Source organism: Haloarcula sp. CBA1131 (assembly GCF_008728975.1).
In the GTDB taxonomy this organism is placed as follows: Archaea; Halobacteriota; Halobacteria; order Halobacteriales; family Haloarculaceae; genus Haloarcula; species Haloarcula hispanica.
Genome location: NZ_RPCY01000002.1, coordinates 298646 through 324062 on the forward strand (window position 1 = coordinate 298646; position 25417 = coordinate 324062).

Consider the following 25417-nt stretch of genomic DNA (forward strand, 5'->3'; position numbering starts at 1 on the left):
GTCAGAGCAACCCCCGTGCGGTGAGCCAGTAGGACTCGTTGTACGCCAGCTTCGACCAGTGGAGTTTCTCCGAGGGCGGCGCCGGCGACGGCTGGTTCTCGTAGTCGAACTCGACGAACGACGCCGCGTCCATCCCCGTTTCGATGAAACACAGCGTCTTCCCGTCGTAGGTCGCTGTTGCCGGACGGCCGCGGATTTCACTGGCGAGGCGCTGCCCGACGACGCCGGCCTGGTAGTGGGCGACGCTCCCAGCGTTCGGGACGCCGGTATCGGCGGTATCGCCGAGCGCGTAGACGTTCTCGGCGGCTTCGGCTTCGAGCGTGTGCTTGTCGACGTCGACCCACCCGTCGTCGCCGAGCCCCGCCTCTTCGATGAGGTCGATACCGCCGTGGGGCGGAATCGTCACGAGGAGGTCGTAGTCGAGGTCGGTCCCCTCCATCGAGGTGAGCGTCTCCGAATCCGGGTCGACTTCCTCGGCGTTGAAGAACGTCTCGACCTCGATGCCGCGTTCGTCCATAATCGGTCGGGCCCATTCGGCGATATGGGGGTTGCCGTGGACGCGCTGGATCGGGTATGTGTAGGTGATGTCGACGTCGTCGCGGAGCCCGCGCTCGCGGAGCCAGTCGTCGGCCATGAAGACGAACTCCAGTGGTGCCGCCGGGCACATGTGGGGCGACCCGATGACGCTCAACACGAGGTGCCCCTCGGTGAACCCAAGCAGTTCGTCACGGAGGGCGGTCGAGCCCGACTCGCTGTAGTAATCGTGCCCACCGTCCGCGAGGCCGGGTATCCGTTCGGGCTCTAGCGTCGACCCGGTCGCCAGCACGAGGTAGTCGTAGTCGACTGCCGGAGCGGTGCCGTTGAACCGCAGTCGCTGGGCTTCGGTGTCGATTGCGGTCACGCGGTCGATTCGAAGGTCGACGGCGTCGTCGACGAGCTCGTCGAGCGGTCGCCGACCGTCTGCCGGTTCGCGTTGTCCGAACGGCACGTACAGCCAGACCGGCTTATATACGTGGTCAGGTCCGTCGTTGATCAGCGTGATTCGGACGTCGTCGGCGGCAAGCTCGACGTCCAGTCGGTCGGCGAGGTCGTTCGCGAGGACGGTGCCACCGGTCCCACCACCGACGATGACGACGTGCTCGGTCATGCTTTCTCCACGTAGAACGCGTTGTGGTCGTCGAGCTCCTCGATAGCGAGCAGTTCGTTGCCGGCCTCTTCGGCCCACTCCGGAACGTCGGTGAGCGACTGGTCGGTGTCGCTCAGGAGCCGAACCACGTCACCGGCTTCGGCATCTCGGATCTGTCCGATGAGGTCCATCAGCGGACCGGGACAGGCCGCGCCTCGGGCGTCGACGGTTTCGTCGGGTTCGATGTCAGTCATGGGAGTCTCACAGGAGGTAGTTGGAGCTCACCTGTATTAGTATTGTGCGTAAATTCCAAGATTATGAAAACAGATGAGTCCGGCGCAGTGGAGCAAGCGTATCGATCGTACGGCGAGTACGGAACCGCCGGGAGCGCGCCGCTATCTCTATCGGGTGAACACGAGGGCGTAGTGGTACGGCGGCAGTTCGACCTGCCGCTCAAGCGTGAACTCCGACGCCGAGAGCACCGCATCCTCGGTTGCCGCTGGGGGCATCCGAAGCCCCGTCGGCGGCCCTCGCGGTTCGCCCGCAACGGTCGTGGTTTCGCGCGGACGGTCGTGCCAGTTCACGACGAGTAGGCTCCCGCCAGCCTCAATCGCCCGGAAGGCCTGTCGGATAAAGCCGGACTGGTCGTCGACGCCGTGCAACGTGTTTGCTATCATGAGCGTGTCGACGCGGGCAGTGAGCGCCGAAGGCAGGTTCCGAGCATCGCCGTGGATTGGGACGACGTTCTCGATCTCCTGTTGGTCGGCGAGATCTTCGAGTTCGTCGAGGAGGGCCGCATCCAGATCGAGCGCGTACACCGGCTCGGGCTCGACGATGCGGGCGGCTGGGAGCGCAAAGTACCCGCTTCCACAGCCGACCTCGGCGACCGACTCGCCGGACGCGACACCGAGTGTCCGGAGCGTCGCGCCGGGCGTCGGCCAGAGTTTGCCCCACCAGTCCCAGTCGGGCTGGCCGGTGTTCTGGAACCGGTCCATCCCTAGCGGGAACCCGACGTGTCGATACCCAGCAGTCGGTACAGGAGGCACATCCGGACGAGGCCAGTCGCGACGAGGACGACACCAAGCAGTGTCGCGACCGCGCCGACCGTCGTTCCGAAGCCCAGCAGACCGCCGAGCGTCGCCAGTCCAGCAACTGCCAGCACGAGGCCAACAGCGATGCGGGTCAGTCTATCCGAGGACCCAATATTGCGCTTCATATCCACAAATACACAATACAAGCACCTAAGTCTTACTCGATGCACGGCGGCCACCAGAGCAGTCGCGCCGACAAAATCACACCGCAACGGACTGCTACGGTGCTGTCTGTGACGCCCACACTGCCGGCAGTCTCGTGTAGACGGCTGCATTGTCGACGAGCACATCGACCGGGACGTACTCGTCGGGGGTGTGGACGGTATCGGTCCCGAGCGCAAACTCGACGGTCGGAATGCCCGCGTTCCGGAGCGTCTTGGCATCGCCGCCGCCCGTGGCACTCCGTCGGAAGACGCGTTCACCTGTGACGTCCGCCGCCGTCGACGTGACCGCTTCGACGAGCGGGCTGTCGGACTCCTCGGCAGTCCCGACGCTCCAGGAGACATCGGTAATCGTAATCCCCTCACAGTCGGTGACACAGGACCGGATCTCCGAGAGCACGTCGGGCGTCTCCACCCCGGCGGTCAGTCGGATATCGATTTCGGCGCGGGCGGACTGCGGGACGCTGTTTATCGCATCGCCGCCTTCGAGAACACCGAGGTTGATAGAGGGGTACCGGAACAGATCACGAGCGACATCCTCGCCCAGCGACGGGGCGTAGTATTCGACCGACTCGTCGACGATCGGTTCCACTTCGGGGGCGATATCGAGTCGTCTAGAACCAAAGCGGTCCCGCAGCGTCTCGACGGCGTCGTAGAGTCGGTCGACCGCGTTGATGCCCAGCATCGGCCGGGAACCGTGGGCCCCCTCGCCGCTGGCTTCGAGTGTCAACCAGATGCTGCCCCGGTCAGCAACCGTGACGGAATGCCGGCCCGCCTCGCAGGTCGGTTCGCCGATCACGCACGCGTCCGCGTCGAGTTTCCCGGACTCCAACAGTGCGGGAAGGCCGGCGTCACCGCCCACTTCCTCGTCGCTCACGAAGGCAAACAGGAGCGTGACAGGCGGTTCAGCGTCGGTTGCGGCGAAAGCCTGGATGGCAAGCAGCATCGATGCCACGGCACCTTTCATATCGGTCGCGCCGCGGCCGTACACGCGGTCGTCGACGCGCTCGCCGAGCGGAGCGTGAGTCCATGCGTCGGCCTCGAAGGGCACCGTATCGAGATGCCCGTTGTACAGCAGCGTTCGGTCCGACTCACCGGGAATCCCAACGAGGAGGTTCGGCTTCGCCGGGTCGACTGCGAACCGCTTGACGTCGACCGGCAGCGGGTCGAGGAATCCCTCGATCTCGGTCACAATCGCACGCGTATCCCCGGGCGGGTTCGACGTGTCTATCGCCAGGAGGTCGAGGGCGAGTGTGACCAGTTCCTCGCGGCGGTCTCGAACGTAGGTGAGGGGAACAGCGGGACTCATGTGTGGCCGAATATACCGTTAACGTCCTTTGCTGTCGTCCAGGCCGTTTCTGGGTGGGTGAAAACCAACGTCATATCTTATAATAGAATCAGTGTGCGCAAAAGTATTTCGCAGATATTACAATACTGTGTAGTATTATACGTGGAGCCCGGCCGTGGAGAGAAACGACTACAGAACGGAGTCCAGATGAACCGCTACGAGTCCCCCACGCTTGTAAGACGGGATTTGCCTCCGTTTCTCTCAGGGAAACTCGCTACCGCCCGAATCACGCGTACTTTTCGATTACGGCACGCAGTTGTGATTCGTCCTGCATTCCGACGAGTCGCTCGACCGGCTCCCCGTCGGCAAACAGAAGCAGCGTCGGGACTCCCCGAACGCCGTACTCGGCGGCGAGCTCCTGGTTCGCGTCGACGTCGATTTTCGCCACTGTCGCGGCGGTCTCGGCCGCGACGGTTTCGACGACGGGTTCGAGCATTTGGCACGGCCCACACCAGTCGGCGTAGAAGTCGACCAGAACCACGTCGTGATCGGTAGTCGTGTCGGACAACTCGGCTTTTCCATCGACCGTAATCGGCTCAGAGGGGTCTCCTGATTCAGATTCGTTGGTACTACCCGACTCACCCCGGGTACGAAGCTCGTCCAGTTTTTGTCGTCTGATCTCCTCTAGCTCGTCAGTCATCACTCCGACATTCGGACCGGATCGACTTATTTGTTTTGTACACCCTTTGCAATACTGGGTTGCACTGCGGGAGTCTATACGAAAGTCAAGAGTGTGATCTGACCAGCAGTCGATTCTCACCCTCGGCGTCACAGCCGTCGGTTCTCTCAAACGGTAACCGGGGCCGGCCAGTCTCATATATGACAACAAGTCGGTGTGGCCTATCGTGTGGGGTTCACAGGTAGAATTGCCTCAGTACCCGTGGAAGTGGTCGGTAATGGCGTACTTTACTAGCCATTTGATAGCCACATCGATTCCGACGTACCACATAACAAGACATACTCCGCCGACGAGCTACGGTTGCAATATCGACGAGTGGCGACCCCACTTCTCGATCCGGTACTCGAAAATTCTCTCCGTCCTTTCGACACCGTATCCGAAGAGACTTTGCTCTGTAGGCACAATACAACACACGAATGGTACTCCCAATCGACCCGAGCCAGATCGACCCCGAAGACATCGGCGAACAACAGGCGACGCTCGAAATGAGCCACGAAGACGCCATCGAACACGTCCGAGACGTGTTCACCGACGCCGGGTTCGGTGTCCCCGTCGAGTTCTCGCCCTCCGAAATGCTCAACGAGAAGATCGATGCGGACCGTGACCCCTACTACGTGTTGGGGGCCTGTAACCCCGAAGTCGCTGACCGCGCTCTCGATGCGACAGACAACAAACTCGGTGCGCTCATGGCCTGTAACGTCGTCATTTGGGAAGAAGAACCCGGACAACAGCGCGTCTATCACGTCTCGATTATGCGAATCGCCCGCCTCGTCGGGATGGCTCCCGACAACGAGGAGATGGCGGACATCGTCGCCGACACCGGCGAAATCGTCGACGAGGCGTTCCGGAACCTCTAACATGGGGTATCACACGTTCGACGCCGGCCGGGCCGACAAACTCGAAGACGCCCAGCAACGGTACCGCTCACTCTCTGCAGAAGAGTTGCACTGGGCGCTCTCACCCGAGAGTGACGAGACGGTCACGGACCTCGGGAGCGGGACCGGGTTCTACACCGACGACATCGCACCGGCCGTCGAATCAGTGTACGCTGTCGACATCCAGGAAGCGATGCACGACTACTATCGGGAGAAAGGCGTCCCTGACAACGTCGACCTCGTGACGAGTGCGGTCGACGACCTCCCGTTCGATACCGGCAGTCTCGACGGGGCGTTCTCGACGATGACGTACCACGAATTCGCTAGCGACGGGGCGCTGAACGAGGTCGCACGGGTGCTCAACTCAGGCGGGACGTTCGCCATCGCCGATTGGGCGGCCTCCGGCAGTGGTCGCAACGGCCCGCCCGTCGACGAGCGGTTTTCCGCTACTGAGGCAACGGACGCGCTCCGCCAGCACGGATTCACAATCGAGTTCGAGGCGGTGCGACCGGAGACGTTCCTGCTCGTTGCGAGTGCCGAATAACAGAACTGGCTACCGGTCACGTCATTTCTGCTCTGGCCGAGTGCAACTCGGACCCTCCGGGTCAAGGGATTCCGCCGTCGTGGGTCGGCCGTTAACTGGCGAACAGCCGCCGCTCCGCACGTTCGTGCTCGGCGGCCAGCACATCCACCAGCGGTGCGAACGGTGTCATCTCGTCTATCCCCTGATCCGCGCTATCGTCGACTGCGGCCGTCATCACCGGCTGTAGGTCATCCAGGATTCGCTGGGCGTCCGTGTGGCCGAGCGAGAGGAGGCGCTGGGCTGCCCCCAACAGTCCGGTGACGAACCCGTGACAGCACAGCAAGCAGGCGTCACGGACAGCCACATCGGCCAGGGCTGTCGCAACGCCGAGCACCACGGCGTAGTTGCCGGGCGCTTCGTCGGCGTCGACGCGTTCGGCGTAGCGGTCCAGCAGCGCCTCCTCACACAGTTCTGTCTGAAGCGAGAGCAGTCGGTCGCCGGACTGCTGGGCGCTCTCGCGGAACTCCGCGGCCAGCGTCACGGCCGAAAGCCGCCGGTCGGCCCGACAGACCGCTTCGAAATTCCCATCGGCTGCGGCGGCGTGTGCAGCCCGGAGCGCGACGAGTTCGGCGGGTCCGACTTGCTGGCGGAGGTACGTCGACAGGAGCGCTTCGAGGTCTGCCGCGTCTTCGACCCGGTCGTCCTGAATGAACTGTTCCAGTCCGTAGGAGACGGTGTAGGTCCCGACCGGGAGGAACGAGTCCGCGAGCCGGAACGATTCGAGCGCTGCGGCGTCGCTCATTGGTCGCCCCCATCGATAGTCCGGACGCCGTGGTCGTGGGCGTGGCCCGCACCGCCGTGACTGTGGCCGCCGCCGTCGTGCGTGCCGGTCCCGTCGCCGTGGGTGTGACCGACCCTGTCATCGTCGAACGTCGTCGGCGGAACGTGCTCGTACCGCGTCGGCACGTCCCCGGGGAGCAGTTCGGCGACAGTCGTCTCCTTCCGTTCCTTCGAGTCGGTCACGGGAAACAGGGCCTCTCGCCCGCGGACTGCGAGGTTCCAGTGTCTGTTCCCGACTGCGTGCCCGAGTTCCAGCGCCGCGGTCGGTGACACCTCGCTGTCGGCGAAATCGAGCACGAGGGCCTCGATTGCGGCGAGTTCGACGACGACTAGTGTCCCGTCCTCGGCTTCCAGCACGTCGCCGTCCGCGAGGTCGCGGGCGACAACGATACCGAGGTCCCGGCCGTCTGTCGTCTCGGTGCGGACCCGCGAGCGCTGGCGCTCGGTGTCCGAGAGCACGACTGTTGCGTGGTCCGACGCATCCACGGTCTCGGCGATAGCATCGTCGTCGCGGTGGCCGAGACGGGTGTCTGCGACCAGCATCAGTACTTCCTCCCCGACGGTGCAGGCGAGCCCAGCAACTCCCGTCTGGCGTGGTCCCACGCGGCGTGGAGCGTCGCCTGGACGGTCTCGGCCCGGTCGCCCAGAGCACGGACCGCGACGCCGGCCCCGTTGGGGAGCGCTGTCGCACCGGCCCGGGCCTCGTCGTCGGTGACGGCCGCATGTAGCGCGTCACTCAGTTCGGATTCGTCGTGGTCCGGCGCGAGGACGAACGTCGTCCCGTAGACGGTGAACTCGCCGAGAACGCCGGGTACTGTCGGGTCCCTGTCTTCCGGCGTCAGATGAGTTGCGTCCTCGAACAAGAGTCCGTCAGGCCCGGTCCCGCGCACGCGGGAGAGATATCGCTCGAACTCGAAGCGCTCGCCCCGAGCGAGGCGTCCAGGGACAACCACGTCACTGACGACGGCGGTTGCGCCGGGCGACAGGTCTACCGTCATCTCCTGCACGTATCTTGAATCGGCGTGGAGAATCGTCGGTTCGGGCACGTAATCCAGGTGGCCGCCGGCGCCGACGCTGAGGGTCGTGTCGGCGGCGGCGTAGTTGCACGTCATCGTCTGGACTTTCGTCGAACTCTGTGTCGAGACGTGCGCGACGGCCTCGTCTCCGACAGTTATCGACACGTCGTGGCGGTCGCCCTGTGCGACGCCGCCGGTCGGTGACTGGATGAAAACTGTGTCAGCGTCGGGATGTGGGTCGTGTCCCAGCGTTCCCGAGACGTGGAACGGGACCGTGGCGTAGTCGTGGACCAGGGTCGTCCCGTCGGCCGTCCGCTCGAAGGTCAGTTCGAGCACGCCGTCTTTCCCCGGCGACCCTACGGCGGCCTGTGGCACGGCCTCGGTCGCATACACCTCGAACGCCGGATGGGGCGCGTCGGCGGCCATCAGGCGAACAGCACCCCCTCGCGGACGTGTGACAGCACCTCGTCGATGTTCGTCTCGTCCTTACAGTTGGTGAAGACGACCGGCCCGTCCCGGACCTCGTCGGCGTCCCGCTCCATCACGTCGAGGTCGACGCCGACGTGGGGCGCGAGGTCCGTCTTGTTGATGACGAGCAGGTCACAATCGACCACTCCCGGCCCGCGCTTTCGAGGGATGTCTTCCCCTTCCGCGACCGAGATGACGTACAGCGAGTAGTCGGCGAGTTCGGGGTTGAACGTCGCCGCGAGGTTGTCGCCGCCGCTCTCGACCAGCACCAGGTCAAGTTCCGGGTGGTCAGCCAGGAACGAGTCGATCTGCTGGAGGTTCATCGACGGGTCTTCACGGATGCCCGTATGTGGGCACGCCCCGGTCTCGACGCCGGCCACAAGGTCCTCGGGGACGACTCCGGCGAAGCGCTCGCGTAGCACGTCTGCGTCCTCTTGCGTGAGAATGTCGTTGGCGATGACGCCCACGTCAAGTCCCTGCTCGCGCAGCTCTGGGACGAGCGCGGTCAGCAGTGAGGTCTTTCCGGACCCGACCGGGCCGCCGATGCCGACCGTCGCCACGTCCCGATGTGTGAGACTCATTCGTCTGTCCCCGCTGAGTCTCCGCCATTGGTCGCCGTCTCTCCCTCAGGTGCATCGTCGTCGGCCGACCCGACACTGTCGGAGCGAATCGGGTCGTGAACCGTGACGAGTTTCGTACCGTCGGGGAACACCGGCTCGACCTGAATCATGTCGATCATCTCCGGGACGCCGTCCATCACGTCTTCGCGGCCGAGCAGCTTTGACGCGCCGGAGCGGATTTCGGCGACCGACTGGCCGTCCCGGCCGCGCTCGATGCACCAGTCGCTGATGTAGGCGACCGCTTCGGGGTGATTCAGCGGGACGCCGCGTTCCTTGCGCCGCCGCGCGACCTCTGCAGCGGTGAAGACCGTGAGTCGTTCCTGTTCTTTGGCTGTGAGTTTCATAGCATGTACCGCTGTGCGAGTGGGAGTTCGGAAGCCGGTTCGCAGGTGACGTGGTCACCGTCGACCCGGACCTCGAAGGTCTCGGGGTCGACTTCGATGTCGTCGGGGCAGTAGCTGTTGTACACCATGTCGTCCTTGCCGGGCGTGCGAGCGCCCTCGATTGGAACGACACGGGAGTCGAGTCCGTACTCGTCGCCGATGCCGGCCTCGGCGGCCGCCGGCGAGACGAACGACAGCGAGAGGGCGTGTTTGGCCTTGCCGACCGCGCCAGCGCGTTCCCGCTGGAGAATCGGTTCGCAGGTCATCAACGACCCGTTGGCCTCGCCCATCTCCGAGTGGACCGGGAAGCCGCCCTTGAACGTCATCGCCGGCTTGACGCCGAAGAACGCAGGGTCCCACAGGCAGATATCGGCGAGCTTGCCGGGTTCGAGCGTTCCGACGTGCTTCTCGATGCCCGCGCTGATAGCTGGGTTGACGGTGTACTTCGCGATGTAGCGCTTGATGCGGTGGTTGTCCGCGCCGGTCCCCTCGTCCTCGGAGAGCGGGCCGCGCTGGGACTTCATCTTCGAGGCCGTCTGCCACGTCCGCGGGATGACTTCGGCCATCCGGCCCATCGCCTGCGAGTCGGAGGTCATCATCGATATCGCGCCCATGTCGTGAAGCACGTCCTCGGCGGCGATTGTCTCTGCGCGAACGCGGGACTCGGCGAAGGCCACGTCCTCCGGCACGTCGGGGTTGAGGTGATGACACACCATTACCATGTCCAGGTGCTCGTCGAACGTGTTGTCGGTGTACGGCATCGACGGGTTCGTCGACGATGGGAGCATGTTCGGCTCGCCGACCATCTCCATGATGTCCGGGGCGTGGCCGCCGCCCGCGCCCTCGATGTGGAACAGGTGCATCGTCCGGCCGTTGACGGCACCGAACGTGTTCTCGACGAAGCCAGCCTCGTTCAGCGTGTCCGTGTGCATACACACCTGCACGTCCTCGTCCTCGGCGACTTCGAGACAGGTGTTGATCGTCTCGGGCGTCGACCCCCAGTCTTCGTGGAGTTTCAGCCCGCAGGCACCGGCCTCGACCTGCTCGCGGAGCGGACCGGGGTCGGAGGCGTTGCCCTTCCCGTAGAAACCGACGTTAACCGGCCACGCTTCGGCGGCCTGCAGGAAGCGCTTGATGTTCTCCGGGCCGGTCGTGGTCGTCGTCGCGCCGCCGCCGTACCCGCCACCGAGCATTGTCGTGATGCCGCCCGAAAGCGCGTGTTCGTGGAGCTGTGCGGAGTTGAAGTGGATGTGGATGTCGAGGCCGCCAGCGGTGGCAATCTTCCCCTCGGCGGGGTAGACGTCCGTCGACGGGCCGACGACCATGTCGACGCCGTCCATCGTGTCGGGGTTCCCGGCCTTCCCGATGCCGGCGATCTCACCGTTCCGAATTCCGAGGTCGGCGGCGACGATACCGAGTATCGGGTCGATAATCGTCGCATTCGTCAGCACCCAGTCGAGTGCGCCCTCCGCCTGTGTGACGCCGGGGGTCATTCCCAGCCCGTCCCGGAGCGTCTTCCCGCCGCCGAACACCGCCTCGTCGCCGTGGGTCCGCAGGTCGTTCTCGACTTCGGCGAACAGTTCCGTGTCACCCAGGCGGACCTTGTCACCCGTCGTTGGCCCGTACAGCTCGGCGTAGTTCTCGCGGTCGATGTCGCGTGTCACTCCGCTCCCTCCTCGTCGCCGTCGGCCCCGGTGTCCCGGAACCCGGCCGCCCGCATGCGTTCGACCGCGTCGCCCGTATCGCCGTCGACGCTCCCGTTGACAAGTCCGTTCATCCCGTGGGCGCGTCGCTTCCCACCGATTTCGACGAGTTCGACCGTTTGCTCGTCACCAGGTTCGAACCGGACAGCCGTGCCGGCAGGGATGTTCAGCCGCATCCCCATGGCCGCCTCGCGGTCGAACTCCAGGGCCGCATTAGCCTCGAAGAAGTGGAAGTGCGACCCGACTTGCGAGGGTCTGTCGCCGGTGTTCCCGACAGTCACTTCCGTCGTCTCTCGGCCTTCGTTCAGCGTCACTGTCCCTTCACCCGGGATGACCTCACCGGGCACGAGTCCATCGCTCATCGCGCCACCGCCTCGAGTATTTCTGACTGTTTGTCTATCATCTGCCCTTCTCTTTGAATACACATACTAAAATGATTGCTCTCTGCGCAAGTGACGCCTCTATATCGAGAACCGGATTAAATGCTAAAGTTTCGGCCCTACATAAAGGGGTTCGACTATCGAATTGTCCTACTTCCCGAAGCCAACACGACTCACGTCCAGTCTGCTGGCAGTGCCGACGATAGGTGGCTCCTGTAGCGCGGGCGAGAATATGACGGGCGATTTGGAGGGACAAGAGCACAAAACTCGCCGACTGCGGCAAGACAAACCGCTGCGACGGAAAAATACCATTATTTTCTATTTTTGCCGCATTGACTAGAAACATGCTAAAATTACTAAATAATGCAAATTTGCACGCCAATTCTAGTGATTTCGATGCCTATTCGTCATATCCTTTGACGACCTTATACTCTCCAGACTGTATGGCGGACAATATAAGATAAGAGTGGTAAACCTTATTTTCCCCCTCCCGGACGGCAACACTGTGATCGAAATCATGGACGAACGTTCGGATATCACGAACAAAGGACGAGATATGAACAAGGAATGTGGGTATAATAGCTCCAACAACAATCAGAAACTGGTGGTGAAAGCATGAGTCGTCCGTCTGTCAGTCGGCGCCAGTTCCTCGGCGCGAGCGGGGCCGCACTCGTCACTGGCCTCGCCGGCTGTTCGGCCGGTGAAGGTGGAACTTCGACCGATACCGCGAGCAGCGCCGAGACACTCAAAATCGGCGTCCTCGAGGATCAGTCCGGGAACTTCGCCCTCGTTGGCGACCCGAAAGCAAAGGCGTCGATGCTCGCTATCGAGGAAATCAACGCCAACGGCGGTATCGACGGAATGCAGATAGAGACGTTCCAGCGTGACCCACAGTCGGACAATCAGCGCTATCAGGAACTCACCCGAACGGCCATCAACGAGGAGAACGTCGACGCGCTGTGGGCCGGCTACTCCTCGGCGACCCGGGAGGCCATCCGGCCGATAATCGACCGCAACGAACAGCTGTACTTCTACACCACCCAGTACGAGGGCGGCGTCTGCGACGAGTTCACCTTCGCGGTCGGCCCGACCGCGCGCCAGCAACTCGGCATCGTCCTCCCGTACCTGGTCGAGGAGTTCGGCCCGGACATCTACACTATCGCGGCTGACTACAACTTCGGCCAGCTCTCCGCGGACTGGGTGAAGGTGCTGGCCAACGAAAACGACGCGAACGTCCTCGGCGAGGAGTTCATCCCGCTGAGCGAGTCCTCCTTCGGGTCGACCATCAACCGGATTCAGGAGGCCGACCCGGACTTCGTGATGTCGATGCTCGTTGGCGCGAACCACACGTCGTTCTACGAACAGAAGGCCTCGGCCGGCCTCGACATTCCTATCGGCACGTCAACGGCGATGGCACAGGGATACGAGCACCGACGGCTCGACGCCCCGGCGATGGCCAATATCTACGCCGGCGTCAACTACATGGAGGAGGTACCGACCGAGAGCAACACGGGCGACGGCGGCTTCGTCGACCGGTACTTCGAAATGTATCCCGACGCGCCGTACCTCAACGAGGAGGCCGAGACCAACTACTTCTCGACGTACATGTACAAGAAGGCCGTCGAGCAGGCCGGCACCACCGAACAGCCGGAAGTCATCGACGCCCTGGAGTCGGGGATCGAACTCGGCACGGAAGAGGCACCCGAAGCGCCAGAGGGTGAGACGATCCGTCTCGATGGTGCGACCCACCACGTCGACCACCACATGTGGATCATGCGCGCAGACGAGGAACACAACGTCGAAGCCGTCGAGAACCGCCAGATACCCGAAACGTTCCTCTCGGAGACGGCCGGCTGTAACCTCCCCGAGAACCCGGAACAGACCCAGTACACCCCGGTCGACTACTACGAGGAGGCCGAATAGGGATGGTAAACGGCATCAACCTCGCGTTACAGTTCCTCGATAGCTTCGCGTTCATCGTGCTCGCCGCGGCGGGGTTGGCCATCATCTTCGGGATCATGGGCGTCATCAACCTGGCGCACGGGGAGTTCATCCTCATCGGTGCCTACACCGCGACGCTGGCAGTGACGCAACTCGGCCTCCCGCTCGTCGTGGCGATGGTCGCCGGCGGCCTGGTCACCGGCCTGTTCGGGATTCTGACCGAGCGGGTCATCATCTCCGGGGCGTGGCCCAACTGGGTCAGCCAGCGGACCCTCGGCCGTGACATCATCGAGCCGCTGTACGACCGGCTGGCCGACTCGATGGTCGCCACGTTCGGGCTCAGCCTGATACTGACCCAGGGGACCCGAATCGCCTACGGCAACTCCATCGACGGCCTCTCGACGCCCTTTGGCCCCATCGAGTACGGTGCGTTCTCCTACTCGACGTACCGAATCGTCCTCGCCGGCGTCAGCATCGGGCTGCTCGTCGCCACCTACTACCTGTTCACCCGGACCGACTTCGGGATGCGCGCCCGGGCGACGATACAGGACAAGGAGACCGCACAGGCGATGGGCGTCAACACCGAGCGCATGTACATGCTGACGTTCGGCATCGGGTCGGCACTGGCGGGACTGACGGGCGCGCTCTTCGCGCCGGTCGTCACGATGCGGCCGACGCTCGGGGACCAGTTCCTCGTCGAGTCGTTCGTCGCCGTCGTGGTCGGGGGCCCGAGCGTCGTCCTCGGGACCGCGCTGTCGGGGGGCGTCCTCGGGGCGATACTGGCCGTGTTCTCGAACCTCTACGGGACGTTCATCGGCCGCATCGCGTTGCTCGTGGCCGCGCTCGTCGCGCTGCGGTTCCTCCCCGACGGCATCACCGGGTTCATCGAACAACTACGGAAACGGAGACAGGAGAGCGAGTAAATGTCGACAGACACTGCACACGGCGAGGCGAACAGTTCGCTCCCGAGTCGGCTCCGCAGTCGGTTCGAGGGGCCGAACACCATCGGCGACTCGCGGGGTTCTGGGTCGGCTTCCTCGTCGCCGTCGCGGCGCTTGCGGTCTACCCGCTGTTCGGCGACGGGTCCCAGCTGTCGCTGTTCATGGTACTGGCCCTGCTGGGGCTCTCGCTGTCGGTCGTCTGGGGCTACTCGGGCGTGCTGAGCTTCGGCCAGGTCGTCTTCTTCGGCATCGGGGCCTACACGTTCGGCGTCGTCTCGATCAACTATGCGACCCCGGGCGGTATCACGGCTGCTGTCATCGCCGGCATCGTCGGCGGTGGCGTCAGCGCGGCGATACTGGGCTACTTCATGTTCTACGGCGGGGTGCGCGACGTCTACGTGACCATCATCACGCTCGTCTCGACAATCGTGCTGCACACGTTCATGGCCCAGACCGCCGGGTCCGAGTGGGCCATCGGCGAGGCGGCGCTGGGCGGCTTCAACGGGATGCCGGACATCCCCCTGTTGACCCTCGGCGTCGGCGGGGCGTCCTACCAGTTCATCTACAACCCGTTCCCGATGCGGATAATCGGCATCGGGGCGGTCGAGATCAGCCCGTTCTACTACCTCGTGCTGACGTTGCTGGTCGGGGCGTACCTCGGGCTGCGCGCCCTGGTCAACTCGGACTACGGCCGCGTGATGGTCGCCGTCCGCGAGGACGAGGACCGGACCGAGATGTTCGGCTACAACGTGACCCGCGTCAAGTTCGTCGTGTTCACGCTCGGGGGCGCGCTGGCGGGCCTTTCCGGCGTGCTGTACGCCGCACGGAACGTCTACATCGATCCGACCGTGTTCTCGCTGCTGTTCGCGACGCTGCCGGTCATCTGGGTGAGCCTCGGCGGCCGAAAGAGCCTGCTCGGGGCCGTCGTCGCCACGCTGGGCGTCGAATACCTCCGCATCTCGATGGCCGGAGAGCTGGCGCTGGTCCTGCTGGGGTCCCTGTTGCTGGTGACGATTCTGGTGCTCCCCGGCGGGTTCGTCCCGTGGGTCCACCAGCAGATCGTCGAAGCCCGGCTCGGTCCGGGCGAGGCCGGCGGGGCCGACGCACCCGATGCGTCGAGTGAGGTGAGTGACTAATGAGTGATACTGAAACCGAATCCGATATCGACCCGCTTGGACCGAACGTCCGACAGACCGCCGCGGAACTGGCAACGGGTGACAGAACGGAGACGCTGCTGCAGACCGACGGGCTCGTGAAGCAGTTCGGCGGGTTCACCGCCACGGACGACGTTGACTTCTCGGTCGCCGAGGAGGAGCTACGCTGTCTCATCGGTCCCAACGGCGCCGGTAAGTCGACGTTGCTGAACCTGATTACCGGCTCGTACGAGGCCACTGACGGCAGTATCTACTACAACGGTCACGACATCACCGATCTCGACCCACACGAGCGGGTCTCACGCGGGATCAGTATGAAATTCCAGGTCCCGTCCGTCTACGGTGACCTGAGTGTCAGAGAGAACGTCAGGCTTCCCGTTCAGCAATTCGCCGACGGGGAGGAGCGACGGCGGCTGGTCGCCGAAGCCATCGAGGCCGCGGGGCTCACCGGTTACGAGAACGTCGATGCCGGCCAGCTCTCACACGGGCAGCAACAACAACTGGAAATCGGGATGGCCGCCGCGCTCGAACCCGACCTCCTCCTGTTGGACGAGCCGGTCGCCGGCCTCGACGTGGCCGAGCGCGAAGCCATCGCTGAGCGGATCACCCGGCTCAACGAGGAGCAAGGCATCGCCTTCGTCGTCATCGAACACGACACCGACTTCGTCGCGAACATCGCCGAAGAAGTGACTGTGCTGCACAACGGCGAGGTGTTCCGTGAAGGGCCAATCGAGGAGATAGAGTCGGACCCCGAGGTCCAGCGGATATATCTGGGGGGTGAGTCGTGATGCTCGAACTCGACGAGGTTTCTGCAGCCTACGACACAACGCCGATACTGCGGGATGTGGACCTCTCCGTCGAGGAGGGAGAAATCGTCGGGGTGATGGGGAAAAACGGCGTCGGCAAGACGACGCTCCTGAAGACGGTGATGGGCTTGCTGGAGCCCAGCGAAGGGACCATCAGCTACGACGGCACCGACGTGACCCACGCGAGCGCCGATGAGCGTGCACGGGCGGGTATCGGCTACATCCCGCAGGGCCGGGACGTGTTCCCCAAGCTGACCGTCGAACAGAACATCAAAATGGGTGAGACCATCCGGTCTGACAGCGACGAAACGCTGTACGACCAGATATACGACTACTTCCCAGTCCTCGAAGAGCGGGCGGGCCAGGAAGCCGGAACGCTCTCGGGCGGACAACAGCAGATGCTTGCCATCGGCCGGGCACTGGTCTCGAACCCCGACCTGCTCCTGCTTGACGAACCGAGCGAGGGCATCCAGCCATCTATCGTTGACCAAATCAGCCAGGACATGCAGACGATTAACGAGGACCTCGGGACGACGATTCTGTTCGTCGAGCAGAACCTCGGGGTCATCCGCGAGATGGCCGACCGCTGTTACGCGATGGAGCGCGGGACGGTCGTCGATGAACTCGGTCCGTCGACAATCGCCGACGAGGACGCGATTGCGGAGTACCTCGCGGTCTGAGGCGGATTACGGGATTTTCGCGCCAGGTGGCTGGTGTGCTGGCAGTCGATACGGACTGCTGTGGCATAGTCGGCATACGGGCCCGGCTGTTGTCTATCTGATAACTTCATAATCACGGGCAAGCAACCGAATCAACAGGGATTTGAGTACCCACTGTACAGACGTGTACACGAATGTCCGATCGTGATTCATGGATATCGAACCTCGGCTTCGTGCTGGCCGCCGTCGGCGGTGCCGCGGGCCTCGGGAACATCTGGCGGTTCCCGTGGCTGACCGCCGGGAACGGTGGCAGCGCGTTCCTCATCGTCTACCTGCTCGTCGTCGTCGGCATCGGCGTCCCGGGACTGCTCGCTGAGTTCGTCCTCGGACGCTGTGGCCGACAGACGCCGACCGCGGCGCTTCGCTCGCTCACCGGCTCCCGCTGGGGGTCGTGGCTGGGCGCGTTCAACGTCCTCACGACGCTCGTCATCCTTTCGTTCTACTCTGTCGTGGGTGGGTGGATCCTTCGCTACACGCTGGTCTCGCCGGTCGGGGCGTACTTCGGGCAGCCCCAGCAGTACTTCGGAGCAATGAGCTTCGGCCTCGAAGCGGTCGCCTTTCACCTGCTGTTTCTCGGGAGCGTCGCCGGGATCGTCTTCTTCGGCGTGAGCCACGGTATCGAACGCGTCTCGAAGGTGATGCTGCCCGGCGTCGTGCTAATCCTGCTCGGCCTCGCGGTATGGACGGCCACCCAGCCGGGTACGGCCGCCGGCTACGCGTTCTATCTCAGCTTCGACGCCGAGTATCTCGCCGCCAACTTCCTGAGCGTTATCGGGCCAGCGGCGGGCCAGGCGCTGTTCACGCTCTCGCTCGGCGCTGGGGTAATGCTGACGTACGCCTCGTATCTCGACGACAACGCATCCCTTCCGCGAGATACGCTGGTCATCGCTGTCTCGAACACGTTCATCGGTGTCCTCGCCGGCTTGGTCGTCATTCCGCTGCTGTTTTCCCAGGGTGTCGACCCCGGACAGGGCGGCCCTGGCGCGTTGTTCGTCGCGCTCGCGACGGCTTTTGCGACGCTTCCGGGCGGGGAACTCGTCGCGACGGCGTTCTTCGCGACGGTGTTGATGGCCGCGGTGACCAGCGGTATCAGCCTGCTTGAAACGCCGGTCGCCACGCTCGTCGATAGCTTCGGCGTTCCGCGACGCCGGGCAACGGTCCTGGTCTCGGTCCTGCTTGCGGCTACCGGGAGCGGGCTGGCACTCACGAGCCCGGTGTTCCAGTTCGTCTCCGGCACGCTCGCAGACTTAATGTTGACCGTCGGACTGTTCGCCTTCACCGTCATCGTCGGCTGGCTACTGCGCGGGGAAGCGCTGACGGAGTTCCGCGCCGGAACCGAAAGCTTCGGGTGGTTGGCCAGGCCGTGGCTCCTGACGGTCAGTTGGGTTCTCCCCGTCGTCGTGCTGTTCCTGCTGACGAACACGCTCGCGTCGCTCGCTGGGATGTCGCTGGGACTCGGCGGCCGAGCGCTTATCGCTGTGGTCGGCACTGTTGCCCTCGCCGTCGCAGTTACGAGCGGAAACTGGAGCGACCGACTGAGTTCGAGCTAAGTACGCCGCGCTTGATTCCGCTGCTATTCTGAGCACGGCACCACCGAGAGGGTTTGTTCGCCGCTTTGGCTTACTGCATATTGTTCGCCAGCGACTCTCGAACGCATCGCAATAATTCCTGAATCCGGTATTGCTGCCATACCCACGGAACTGCATTCTGTCGGTGATCGCGCCGGTTTTTTGTTTGTGCACCCTGTGCATGATCGTATGAAACTTTACGAGGATGTTTCGGTTGGCGACGTACGACAATCCGATGGATACACTGTGTCGAAATCCGAGATCGTAGAATTCGGCGAGAAGTACGACCCGCAACCGTTCCACACCGATGCGGACGCAGCGAAGGACTCCGTCTTCGGCGGGCTAGTCGCTTCCGGGTGGCAGACCGCCGCGATCTGTATGCGTCTCAACGTTGAGAACAGCGAGGATATGGCAACACAGGCTGGCGTCGGTGTCGACGATCTCCGCTGGCATCAACCGCTCCAACCCGGTGACACGCTACGACTACGAACCGAAATCATCGACAAGCGACCCTCCGACAGCGGCCCGAGTCGTGGGTACATCACCACCCGGCACGAAGGACTGAATCAGGACGACGAACTGGTTATTTCATACGAGGCGACAGCCATGATCCGCCGCGAGACCGACGAGTGACGACACAGCCAAGCTGTGGGATACGTGCCAGTAACGTGGAGACCGCTCGTTTTTAGCCGTGTTCTGGCCCATAGCTGAGACGGCATCGCTCCCACCGGAACAATCTGAGACAGCCTGCGAGATTGCCACGTACGCACTCAGGTGTTGACGTGTATTCGAGTCGTAGTCACAAACTAGTATGCATCGGCGAGGCCTGCTGGTATCCGTCTTCTCTCAGCCAGCGCCAAAGTGGACACACACTCTCACGCCTTCGACTACACTGCGTTGCGTTCGGTCTCGACTGCCTCGACGTACGCCTCGACGACGTTCTCGATAATCGCTTCTCCGGCCTCGGTGGTCGCCGCTGTCGGATCACCGAGGACACCGTTTTCGGTGATTGATTTGAACCCTTCACTTAGCAGCCGAGCCGGCGAAATGTCACCTTCAGGCCCGGGTTCGATATTCTCCGTCCTGACGAGACCCTCATCGATGGCCAGCACAATCGCTGTTTCGGCGGCCCCGGCGTGGATTACATCCTGTTTGTACTCGATACCGGCCTTGCTGAGACCCTCATTCAGCAACTGCATGTGTTCGTCGAGGTCAGCGAGCGGGATCACCGAGGCTTCGAGTTCACGTGCAATGTCAGGAGCCACGGTTTTGACCGGCCCGAAGTTTCCACCGTGAGTCGGGACGAGAACGATGTGTTCGAAGCCATGGGTGTCGAGGGATCTGCAGTACGACCGGATGACATCCATCAATGTCTCGGGTGGCACGGTTATTGTGCCGGGGAATTCCATATGATGTCCCGAACATCCGGGGCGAATTGTGGGGGCGGCAAGAGCATCACCCATTTCGACCGCCATTCGGCGCGAGAGTTCGTCCCCGTCCAGCGTATCCATGTTCAGTGGCAGGTGTCGGCCGTGTTGTTCGATCGAGCCGACAGCGATGATAACCGTCCGTGTTCCGTTGTCGAGGGCAGATTCTATCTCCGGCCATACCATCTCTTCAAGACACACTGACCTGCGAGAAGCCATCACTGAGAGATGATAGCTATCGGATAAATATATGTCGAAAGCTGGATACTATTCCCTATCAGTCGGCAGCGGATCTGTTGCTGGCTCGGCTCTCTGTACTGATTATTTTCATCTGCAACCGAACGGTCACGGATATTGCCGTCATTGCTCGATATTGACCGCGATGATACTGTCTACGAACCGCTTCGCTGAGGGTAGTAACTATAGTAGCCATTGAAAACCAACGCACACCTGATCGCACGACGGCAGTGCGATCAGTGTGTACATCGTTTCAATTGTTACTATAGAAGAACCGGCTTTCGTCTCGTCAGGACTATGAATGACTTTACGCTTCTAAACAGTCAGTGCAGCGGCCAGCACCGGGTAGTGAGGGCCCACCACATTCTGTGCAAGCATCAAGGTTTGTGGTGCTATCATCCCGTGAGAGAGGTATCGTTTCCAGCGCTTTTCGCAACCGCCTCTTCATGTAGTTCGGTATTGTGTTGGACTATCTTAATATTTGGGGAAGTAATTCGGATAGGATGAGTAACTAGTGTATTAATTGCTATATGGTGAGCAGGATTAAAAATTATAGCGGGAATTTCTATATATTCAATCAAATAAGGGTATGTCCCCATCATACCGACGCTGCATTCCTTCCAGAAGGATACCAGAAGCGGAGTGCCAGAACTTGTTACTTGCCAGCCCGAATGGGTAGTATGGCGATTGACCCACTAACAAACGACGAGGTTCTGGCAGGACTCGAAGACTGTGAGGCGACGGCGGTCCCGACAGCCCAATCTCTGTACGCCTTGCGGCCCCGAAACCGTATGTCACGACACATCTCCAGCAACTCACCCTGAAAGGCTTGGTCGGGTTCAACACACACCGAGAGGTCCGGCGCTGGCGGCTCACACCTGCTTTGCCGGCTGATCGATCAGTACCATCGCGAACGGTGGGTCGTCGAACTGGGCCGTCAGAAACGACTGGGCCGACTCTTCATACCACGAGATGGCACCGATATCCTCGACCTGTTCGAGGGCTTTCGCAGCCACCGAGCAGTACGGACACTCCCCGTCGTAAATGAGAACCGAGCCATATCTGGCCATACACATATTAGGGGTTCTCGCCGAATATATCGTTGGATTGGAGACCACACTCGGTCGAGTCAACCGTTCAGAGCACGTTCGAAGTGACTGTTACGCCGCCCAGCAACGGTCCAGATGTTACACTGTCACATTGGCTGTGCTGCGTGTCTCCGTTATCGTCACGCCACCAATCCGGTCGATCAGGTGGTATGAGAAAACATTTTGTATCAACAACGTGTTCTTTGATATGAATGTCCTCCAAAGATATCCCGGACAGAACGAAGTCATGTATAATCGGATAGCTCGGTTAATTCCCGAACATCCACGGAAGCGGGCTAATCTGGCTGTATCTGGCTTCGTGATCGGTGTGATATTCCTGAGTAGCTGGCTTATCAGAGTCGGAAACTATGTCCTCCATCCTAGTTATGTGTCAGCGAGTGCGTTTATCTCGTTCCTCCTTGGGTCCGGATTCATTCTGAGTTCGATATATCTGTTCTACACGCTTAGTGAGCAATCGAACACTACTGACCGAGGCACAGAAGACGAAGATACCGCTTCAGCGATCGACATACTTCGCAAGCAGTACGCAACGGGGGCAATCACTGACGAGGAATTCGAACATCGGTTGAATACGCTGCTCCAATCCGAAGACACTGATCAGCGTGACCAGTCAGAACCGACACCGCTTGACAATTTAGTAGATAGCGCGGCCAGCGCTGATTCTCCATCCACAGCAGAACTGAACACTGAACAAAGCCGGTGAGTCAGTTTCCGTGTAACTAGACTGGCGGTTAGCTCAGGATGGGACCCAGACTTTGGCAAGCGTACGGCCTGTACTGACCGCTACCGACCTGTTCTGACCGGTAATTGGAATGCGAGCGTATCTGCTGTCTCTGACACGCAAGCCCTGATGAGACCAACAGTGCATACGAAGCGTTCTATAATCCATTCGATGGCAGTGCGTAGCCAGTCTTATCCGCGATTCAGGAGGTCGCCAGCGTACTGAAACTCCGCTTGTAGCGTAGCACACTGCTGGCCGTGCAATCGTTTCGTTCATATGCCATTAGCCGTCACCACGGATAATGCCCTTCACCAGACGGGTTCTCTACGCGGAGAATAGCCGTCGGACAGAACTCCTCAGCACCATCGTCTCGAATTCTCTCCCCGTCGTTGGCGTCGGGTTGTTTGACTGGAGTGCGGCTGCATTGCTGTTTCTGTACTGGTTCGAGCTCGGCGTCGACTCGGTCTGGGCACTCGTTCGGGCAGTGTTCGCTGGTCGCCCGCCGGATATTGAGACCAGCACCTTGCTTATGGGCCCGCTGGCGGAACGACAGTTCGCCCTCTCCGTCCCGCGAACCGGTTTACGAGTCTATCTCACGACGCTACTCGCGCTCCCAATTACCGTTCTAATTCTGGCAGTCGTTTGGTTGTTTACTGGGGGCCTGCTCATCGGTCCACTGCCGGAACCCAGTACAGAGACGGTAACTGGTGTGCTGCTGGCGACTATCGGGATTTTCGTTCTGACGGGAATCACAACGGTACGGAATTACTTTTACAACGGGGAGTATCGGAAACACAACTCGACGACGGCGTTTCGAGGACTGTTACCTCGGATCGTAACCGTCTTTTTCGGCGGCATACTCACGCTGGCACTGATAACAGCAGCTACGGAGGGGCCTGAAGCAGAACTCGGCAGTCTTGATCCGACTGTCGTCGGACTGCCACTGCTACTCATGGTCGTCTGTTTCAAATTCACGTCCGACCTCCTGGGCGTCTACAGCGACCGTCTTGTCGTCTATTTCAAGACATACGATGAGGAATACGGCTGGCAAACGGCCCCGCCGAAGGCTCGCTCCGTCGACGGGACGCTCACTGATGCACCTGAGCGGGTGCGTCCAGTTTGCTGGGGACGGGTCATCGGCGGCCTCCTCCGGTTTCCGTATCACCCAGGAAGCCTGTTTCTCGGTGGCATGGGGCTGCTCGTTGCGGTCCTGTTTGCAATTGGCAGTGCGTGGGACATCGTCGCCGTGATCGTTCTCGCAAGCGTTAGCGTCCCGGCTCTCCTGCTGTGTCTCGATCAGCTATTGCGATACGGGACAATCGAATACCGGATTGACCCTGACGCTGGTGCGCTCGTCGCATATGACTGTCTGTTCGGCACGGCACTCTGGCGCATCGAGTCGTGGGAGGAAAGTGGCCTCCGCGTCGAGCAGACGCCGCTCGATTCGCTGCTCGGAACAGAGACGGTTACTATCGAACACGCTGAGGGGGAGTATATACTACCACATCTACCCGATGCCGCCTCGGTCGTCGCGGTGTTTGACCGCCAACCCGAGCGTTCAGAACAGGTAATCCCTGGTCGGGCTGGGTTACTTGGGTGAGTCGGCTGTTCGTTGTCTGGAACAGGTCGCCGTTGGCCCCGTTATCTTTCCTCGGAGACGGTGTTGTCGGTCCACAGGTCGTAGCCGACGACAAGCGCCATGCCACTCGTCGGGATAATCAACAGCAGCCTGCCAACGGGTGAGAAGTCGACACCTGCCATCGAGAGACCGATGTACGCAACAGCGAGTACTGGTGGGACAGTGAGGGCGGCACCGAGTCGAGTACTGTCTGCCCGCAGGTAGCCGATGCCCCAGCCGACGAGTCCCAGGATTACGAACGGGATCGCAAGAGCCCAGATGAGGAAGGCGGTTATTTCTCTCCCGATATCGTTTGTGCCGGCTGTGGTGAACAACAGCGTTCCAAGCACACAGCCGCCAGTCCCAAAGAGAGCGCCGAATGCGAACGCGCGCTGCAAGCGAGACATCGACGCGCTGTCACGCCTGAGTACTGTGCTCAGCCCGACTAACAGCAGCGCATTCGCGCTTATGATGAGTCCCGGCCTGAGCGTCCGTTGTACCCAAATTGCGCTAAACGCCGGTGGGTTGAACACATACGAATCACCCGGCCGCGGTGTCGGCCAGAGTTCGAGCGGCACTGCGGTGATGAGCAGACAGACTGCACTCAAACCGAGGATCGGACCGGCGAGCCGATATGAGCGACGCCACATAGCGGATCACTCACCTCCGAGAGCCACGACGGTTCCGTCCGGCGACACGCTCACGATTCCGCCATCGAGTACCGCCAGTGAGACAGCCTGATACTCGGCCGGATACTGCCATACTGCCTCGCCGAGGCGCGTGGTGAACGCGGTGAGGCCATCGTCACTCTGGAATGTGAACACAGCGTCGTCAGCCGCGGCAGTCACCGCGCCACCGATATTGATTTCGGAGCACCACCGGGGCTTCGGTGGCCCGTTATCGACGCGGTCGAAGGCGAACGTCGCGCTGGATGACTCACCGGGGCGCTCGATTGCGTACACGCTATCGGGCGTCACGACCGGAAATTCGAGTGACCGTCTGTCGTCGAGACGCCACTGCTCGGTCCCGTCGGTGAGTGACCGACCTATCAGGTCGCCGTACGTACCGCTCACATAAACGGTCCCGTCAGAGACGACGGGGTATCCCGAAGGTCGGTCCGAGTGTTCCCACTGGACCTCGCCGGCTGCGGCATCCACTGCCGTTATCTTCTCACCGGCGATGACGACGGTACTGTCGGCTGCGGCCAGCCTCGTCCCGTCGGCGGTCGCCGTCCACTGCCGGCGTCCGTCGTCGGTCGCAAATCTCGCTACCCCGTCAGTCGTGGGAACGAACAGGGCGTCATCAGTCACTGTCGGAACGCCTGCCCCGGCCGTGTCGGTGTTTCGCCACGCAACAGATCCATCTCCAATTTCAAGTGCAGTGACACTGTCCGCTGTCGCGAGAAAGACGCGACTGTTGGATATTACCGGCGGCGCTGGTTCGTCTCCAATGTCGACCACTGACGGAACTGTCGCCGGTGTGAGATCGCGCCGCCACTGTTCTGTGCCGTCACGGAGCGATAGGGCGACGACACCGGTCGCTGTCGTTAGCACGACAGTTCCGTCGGCGACAACCCCCGCGCTTGCACCGGCGGTTTCACCGCCACCAGACGATGTTGAAATATCTGCGTGCCATCTGACCGACGGCGTCGTGGTTTCCATCCCGACCGGCGCATAGCCTGTGTTCGTCGTGTCAAACCGCGGCAACGGCCACGAGCCGTCGGGCACTGTCTCGAAGCCGGCGCTGTTGACTCCCGGGTCAACTGTATGCGATGGGTCTGGTGCGCCGTCGTCAGGGCACGACGACGAACAGCCAGCGATGCTGGCGACTGATCCAGTGGCGACCATTCCGAGGAATGTCCGCCGCAACGTGGAGGGCATCGACTGCTCATTTCGATAGCTCAATAAAAAATGTTAATATGATATCTCAATATGCAAGAATTTCAGCTTCCGGTTTTCCAGAA

Annotated in this window: 26 protein-coding genes and 2 pseudogenes; 11 read left to right on the forward strand and 17 right to left on the reverse strand. The window is 61.8% G+C overall.

The features are described 5' to 3' along the window. Window position 1: 1 nt before the first annotated feature. From Har1131_RS16710 to trxA, 6 genes are all read right to left on the reverse strand, one after another. A complete protein-coding gene (locus Har1131_RS16710; RefSeq protein WP_014031059.1) occupies window positions 2–1147 on the reverse strand; it encodes an NAD(P)/FAD-dependent oxidoreductase in 1146 nt (381 codons plus the stop codon). Continuing rightward, window positions 1144–1380 (reverse strand): sulfurtransferase TusA family protein, encoded by a 237-nt coding sequence (locus Har1131_RS16715; protein WP_008311828.1) that lies wholly within the window; start codon window positions 1378–1380, stop codon window positions 1144–1146. Before Har1131_RS16715 ends, Har1131_RS16710 begins: the two co-directional genes overlap by 4 nt. 147 nt (window positions 1381–1527) lie before the next feature. Then, window positions 1528–2121, reverse strand: coding sequence for a class I SAM-dependent methyltransferase (locus Har1131_RS16720; RefSeq protein ID WP_014031061.1), 594 nt, complete (start codon window positions 2119–2121; stop codon window positions 1528–1530). A 2-nt stretch (window positions 2122–2123) separates the two neighbouring features. Continuing rightward, window positions 2124–2342, reverse strand: coding sequence for a DUF2892 domain-containing protein (locus Har1131_RS16725; protein ID WP_050038360.1), 219 nt, complete (start codon window positions 2340–2342; stop codon window positions 2124–2126). A gap of 94 nt (window positions 2343–2436) precedes the next feature. Then, window positions 2437–3687, reverse strand: coding sequence for a M20 family metallopeptidase (locus tag Har1131_RS16730; RefSeq protein ID WP_050038359.1), 1251 nt, complete (start codon window positions 3685–3687; stop codon window positions 2437–2439). Window positions 3688–3952: 265 nt separating this feature from the next. Continuing rightward, complete coding sequence (gene trxA, locus Har1131_RS16735; RefSeq protein ID WP_014031063.1) at window positions 3953–4366, reverse strand: thioredoxin; 414 nt, start codon at window positions 4364–4366, stop codon at window positions 3953–3955. 455 nt (window positions 4367–4821) lie between these two features. Here trxA and Har1131_RS16740 point away from each other — a divergent pair, with 455 nt between their 5' ends. Both Har1131_RS16740 and Har1131_RS16745 read left to right on the forward strand, forming a co-directional pair. After that, window positions 4822–5262: a DUF302 domain-containing protein gene (locus tag Har1131_RS16740; RefSeq protein ID WP_014031064.1), complete on the forward strand. Its 441-nt coding sequence runs from the start codon at window positions 4822–4824 to the stop codon at window positions 5260–5262. 1 nt (window position 5263) lies between these two features. Next, the gene (locus tag Har1131_RS16745; RefSeq protein ID WP_050038358.1) at window positions 5264–5824 is read left to right on the forward strand and encodes a class I SAM-dependent methyltransferase; all 561 of its coding nucleotides are present in this window, start codon (window positions 5264–5266) and stop codon (window positions 5822–5824) included. A gap of 91 nt (window positions 5825–5915) precedes the next feature. Here Har1131_RS16745 and Har1131_RS16750 read toward each other — a convergent pair whose 3' ends face one another. The 7 genes from Har1131_RS16750 to Har1131_RS16780 are packed head-to-tail and all read right to left on the reverse strand — an operon-like array spanning window position 5916 to window position 11195. Continuing rightward, window positions 5916–6605 carry an urease accessory protein UreF gene (locus tag Har1131_RS16750; protein ID WP_014031066.1) on the reverse strand — a complete coding sequence of 230 codons (690 nt, stop codon included), beginning with the start codon at window positions 6603–6605 and terminating at the stop codon, window positions 5916–5918. Beyond that, on the reverse strand, window positions 6602–7186 hold the full coding sequence (locus Har1131_RS16755) for an urease accessory protein UreE (RefSeq protein ID WP_151147542.1): 585 nt from the start codon (window positions 7184–7186) through the stop codon (window positions 6602–6604). The genes Har1131_RS16750 and Har1131_RS16755 overlap by 4 nt, the downstream gene beginning before the upstream one ends. Then, complete coding sequence (locus tag Har1131_RS16760) at window positions 7186–8085, reverse strand: urease accessory protein UreD (RefSeq protein ID WP_151147549.1); 900 nt, start codon at window positions 8083–8085, stop codon at window positions 7186–7188. The genes Har1131_RS16755 and Har1131_RS16760 overlap by 1 nt, the downstream gene beginning before the upstream one ends. After that, window positions 8085–8708: an urease accessory protein UreG gene (gene ureG / locus Har1131_RS16765; RefSeq protein WP_014031069.1), complete on the reverse strand. Its 624-nt coding sequence runs from the start codon at window positions 8706–8708 to the stop codon at window positions 8085–8087. The genes Har1131_RS16760 and ureG overlap by 1 nt, the downstream gene beginning before the upstream one ends. Then, window positions 8705–9091, reverse strand: coding sequence for an urease subunit gamma (locus tag Har1131_RS16770; RefSeq protein WP_014031070.1), 387 nt, complete (start codon window positions 9089–9091; stop codon window positions 8705–8707). The genes ureG and Har1131_RS16770 overlap by 4 nt, the downstream gene beginning before the upstream one ends. Beyond that, window positions 9088–10794 (reverse strand): urease subunit alpha, encoded by a 1707-nt coding sequence (gene ureC, locus Har1131_RS16775; protein WP_151147555.1) that lies wholly within the window; start codon window positions 10792–10794, stop codon window positions 9088–9090. Before ureC ends, Har1131_RS16770 begins: the two co-directional genes overlap by 4 nt. Beyond that, entirely contained in the window at window positions 10791–11195 is a 405-nt protein-coding gene (locus Har1131_RS16780; protein WP_064289084.1) for an urease subunit beta, read from the reverse strand. The genes ureC and Har1131_RS16780 overlap by 4 nt, the downstream gene beginning before the upstream one ends. Window positions 11196–11828: 633 nt before the next feature. Between Har1131_RS16780 and Har1131_RS16785 the strand changes: the two genes are divergently transcribed. The 7 genes and pseudogenes from Har1131_RS16785 (at window position 11829) to Har1131_RS16815 (ending at window position 18975) form a co-directional block, all read left to right on the forward strand. Next, a complete protein-coding gene (locus tag Har1131_RS16785; protein ID WP_151147558.1) occupies window positions 11829–13136 on the forward strand; it encodes an urea ABC transporter substrate-binding protein in 1308 nt (435 codons plus the stop codon). 2 nt (window positions 13137–13138) lie between these two features. Beyond that, window positions 13139–14077 (forward strand): urea ABC transporter, permease protein UrtB, encoded by a 939-nt coding sequence (urtB, locus tag Har1131_RS16790; RefSeq protein WP_014031074.1) that lies wholly within the window; start codon window positions 13139–13141, stop codon window positions 14075–14077. Continuing rightward, window positions 14078–15231: pseudogene (urtC, locus tag Har1131_RS16795) on the forward strand (urea ABC transporter, permease protein UrtC). It abuts the gene before it with no gap. After that, a complete protein-coding gene (locus Har1131_RS16800) occupies window positions 15231–16037 on the forward strand; it encodes an ABC transporter ATP-binding protein (RefSeq protein WP_151147561.1) in 807 nt (268 codons plus the stop codon). The pseudogene urtC and the gene Har1131_RS16800 overlap by 1 nt, the downstream one beginning before the upstream one ends. Next, entirely contained in the window at window positions 16037–16735 is a 699-nt protein-coding gene (locus tag Har1131_RS16805; protein ID WP_151147564.1) for an ABC transporter ATP-binding protein, read from the forward strand. Before Har1131_RS16800 ends, Har1131_RS16805 begins: the two co-directional genes overlap by 1 nt. 173 nt (window positions 16736–16908) lie before the next feature. After that, window positions 16909–18324, forward strand: coding sequence for a sodium-dependent transporter (locus Har1131_RS16810; RefSeq protein ID WP_064289087.1), 1416 nt, complete (start codon window positions 16909–16911; stop codon window positions 18322–18324). A 207-nt stretch (window positions 18325–18531) separates the two neighbouring features. Further along, the gene (locus Har1131_RS16815; protein WP_151147567.1) at window positions 18532–18975 is read left to right on the forward strand and encodes a MaoC family dehydratase; all 444 of its coding nucleotides are present in this window, start codon (window positions 18532–18534) and stop codon (window positions 18973–18975) included. A 254-nt stretch (window positions 18976–19229) separates the two neighbouring features. Here the strand turns inward: Har1131_RS16815 and Har1131_RS16820 are convergent, their stop codons facing one another. Both Har1131_RS16820 and Har1131_RS16830 read right to left on the reverse strand, forming a co-directional pair. Then, the gene (locus tag Har1131_RS16820) at window positions 19230–19988 is read right to left on the reverse strand and encodes a creatininase family protein (protein ID WP_050038348.1); all 759 of its coding nucleotides are present in this window, start codon (window positions 19986–19988) and stop codon (window positions 19230–19232) included. Between the two features lie 893 nt (window positions 19989–20881). Next, window positions 20882–21076, reverse strand: a pseudogene (locus tag Har1131_RS16830) (DUF393 domain-containing protein); the annotation flags it as partial. A gap of 265 nt (window positions 21077–21341) precedes the next feature. Between Har1131_RS16830 and Har1131_RS16835 the strand changes: the two are divergent. Then, complete coding sequence (locus tag Har1131_RS16835; RefSeq protein ID WP_129756327.1) at window positions 21342–21818, forward strand: SHOCT domain-containing protein; 477 nt, start codon at window positions 21342–21344, stop codon at window positions 21816–21818. 319 nt (window positions 21819–22137) lie between these two features. Beyond that, window positions 22138–23436 carry a DUF6498-containing protein gene (locus Har1131_RS16840; protein WP_014031084.1) on the forward strand — a complete coding sequence of 433 codons (1299 nt, stop codon included), beginning with the start codon at window positions 22138–22140 and terminating at the stop codon, window positions 23434–23436. A 41-nt stretch (window positions 23437–23477) separates the two neighbouring features. Here the strand turns inward: Har1131_RS16840 and Har1131_RS16845 are convergent, their stop codons facing one another. Together Har1131_RS16845 and Har1131_RS16850 are read right to left on the reverse strand one after the other, a co-directional pair. After that, window positions 23478–23861, reverse strand: a complete 384-nt coding sequence (locus Har1131_RS16845; protein WP_044952865.1) for a hypothetical protein — start codon at window positions 23859–23861, stop codon at window positions 23478–23480. A gap of 249 nt (window positions 23862–24110) precedes the next feature. Then, on the reverse strand, window positions 24111–25301 hold the full coding sequence (locus Har1131_RS16850) for a PQQ-binding-like beta-propeller repeat protein (RefSeq protein WP_014031086.1): 1191 nt from the start codon (window positions 25299–25301) through the stop codon (window positions 24111–24113). Window positions 25302–25417 lie beyond the last annotated feature (116 nt).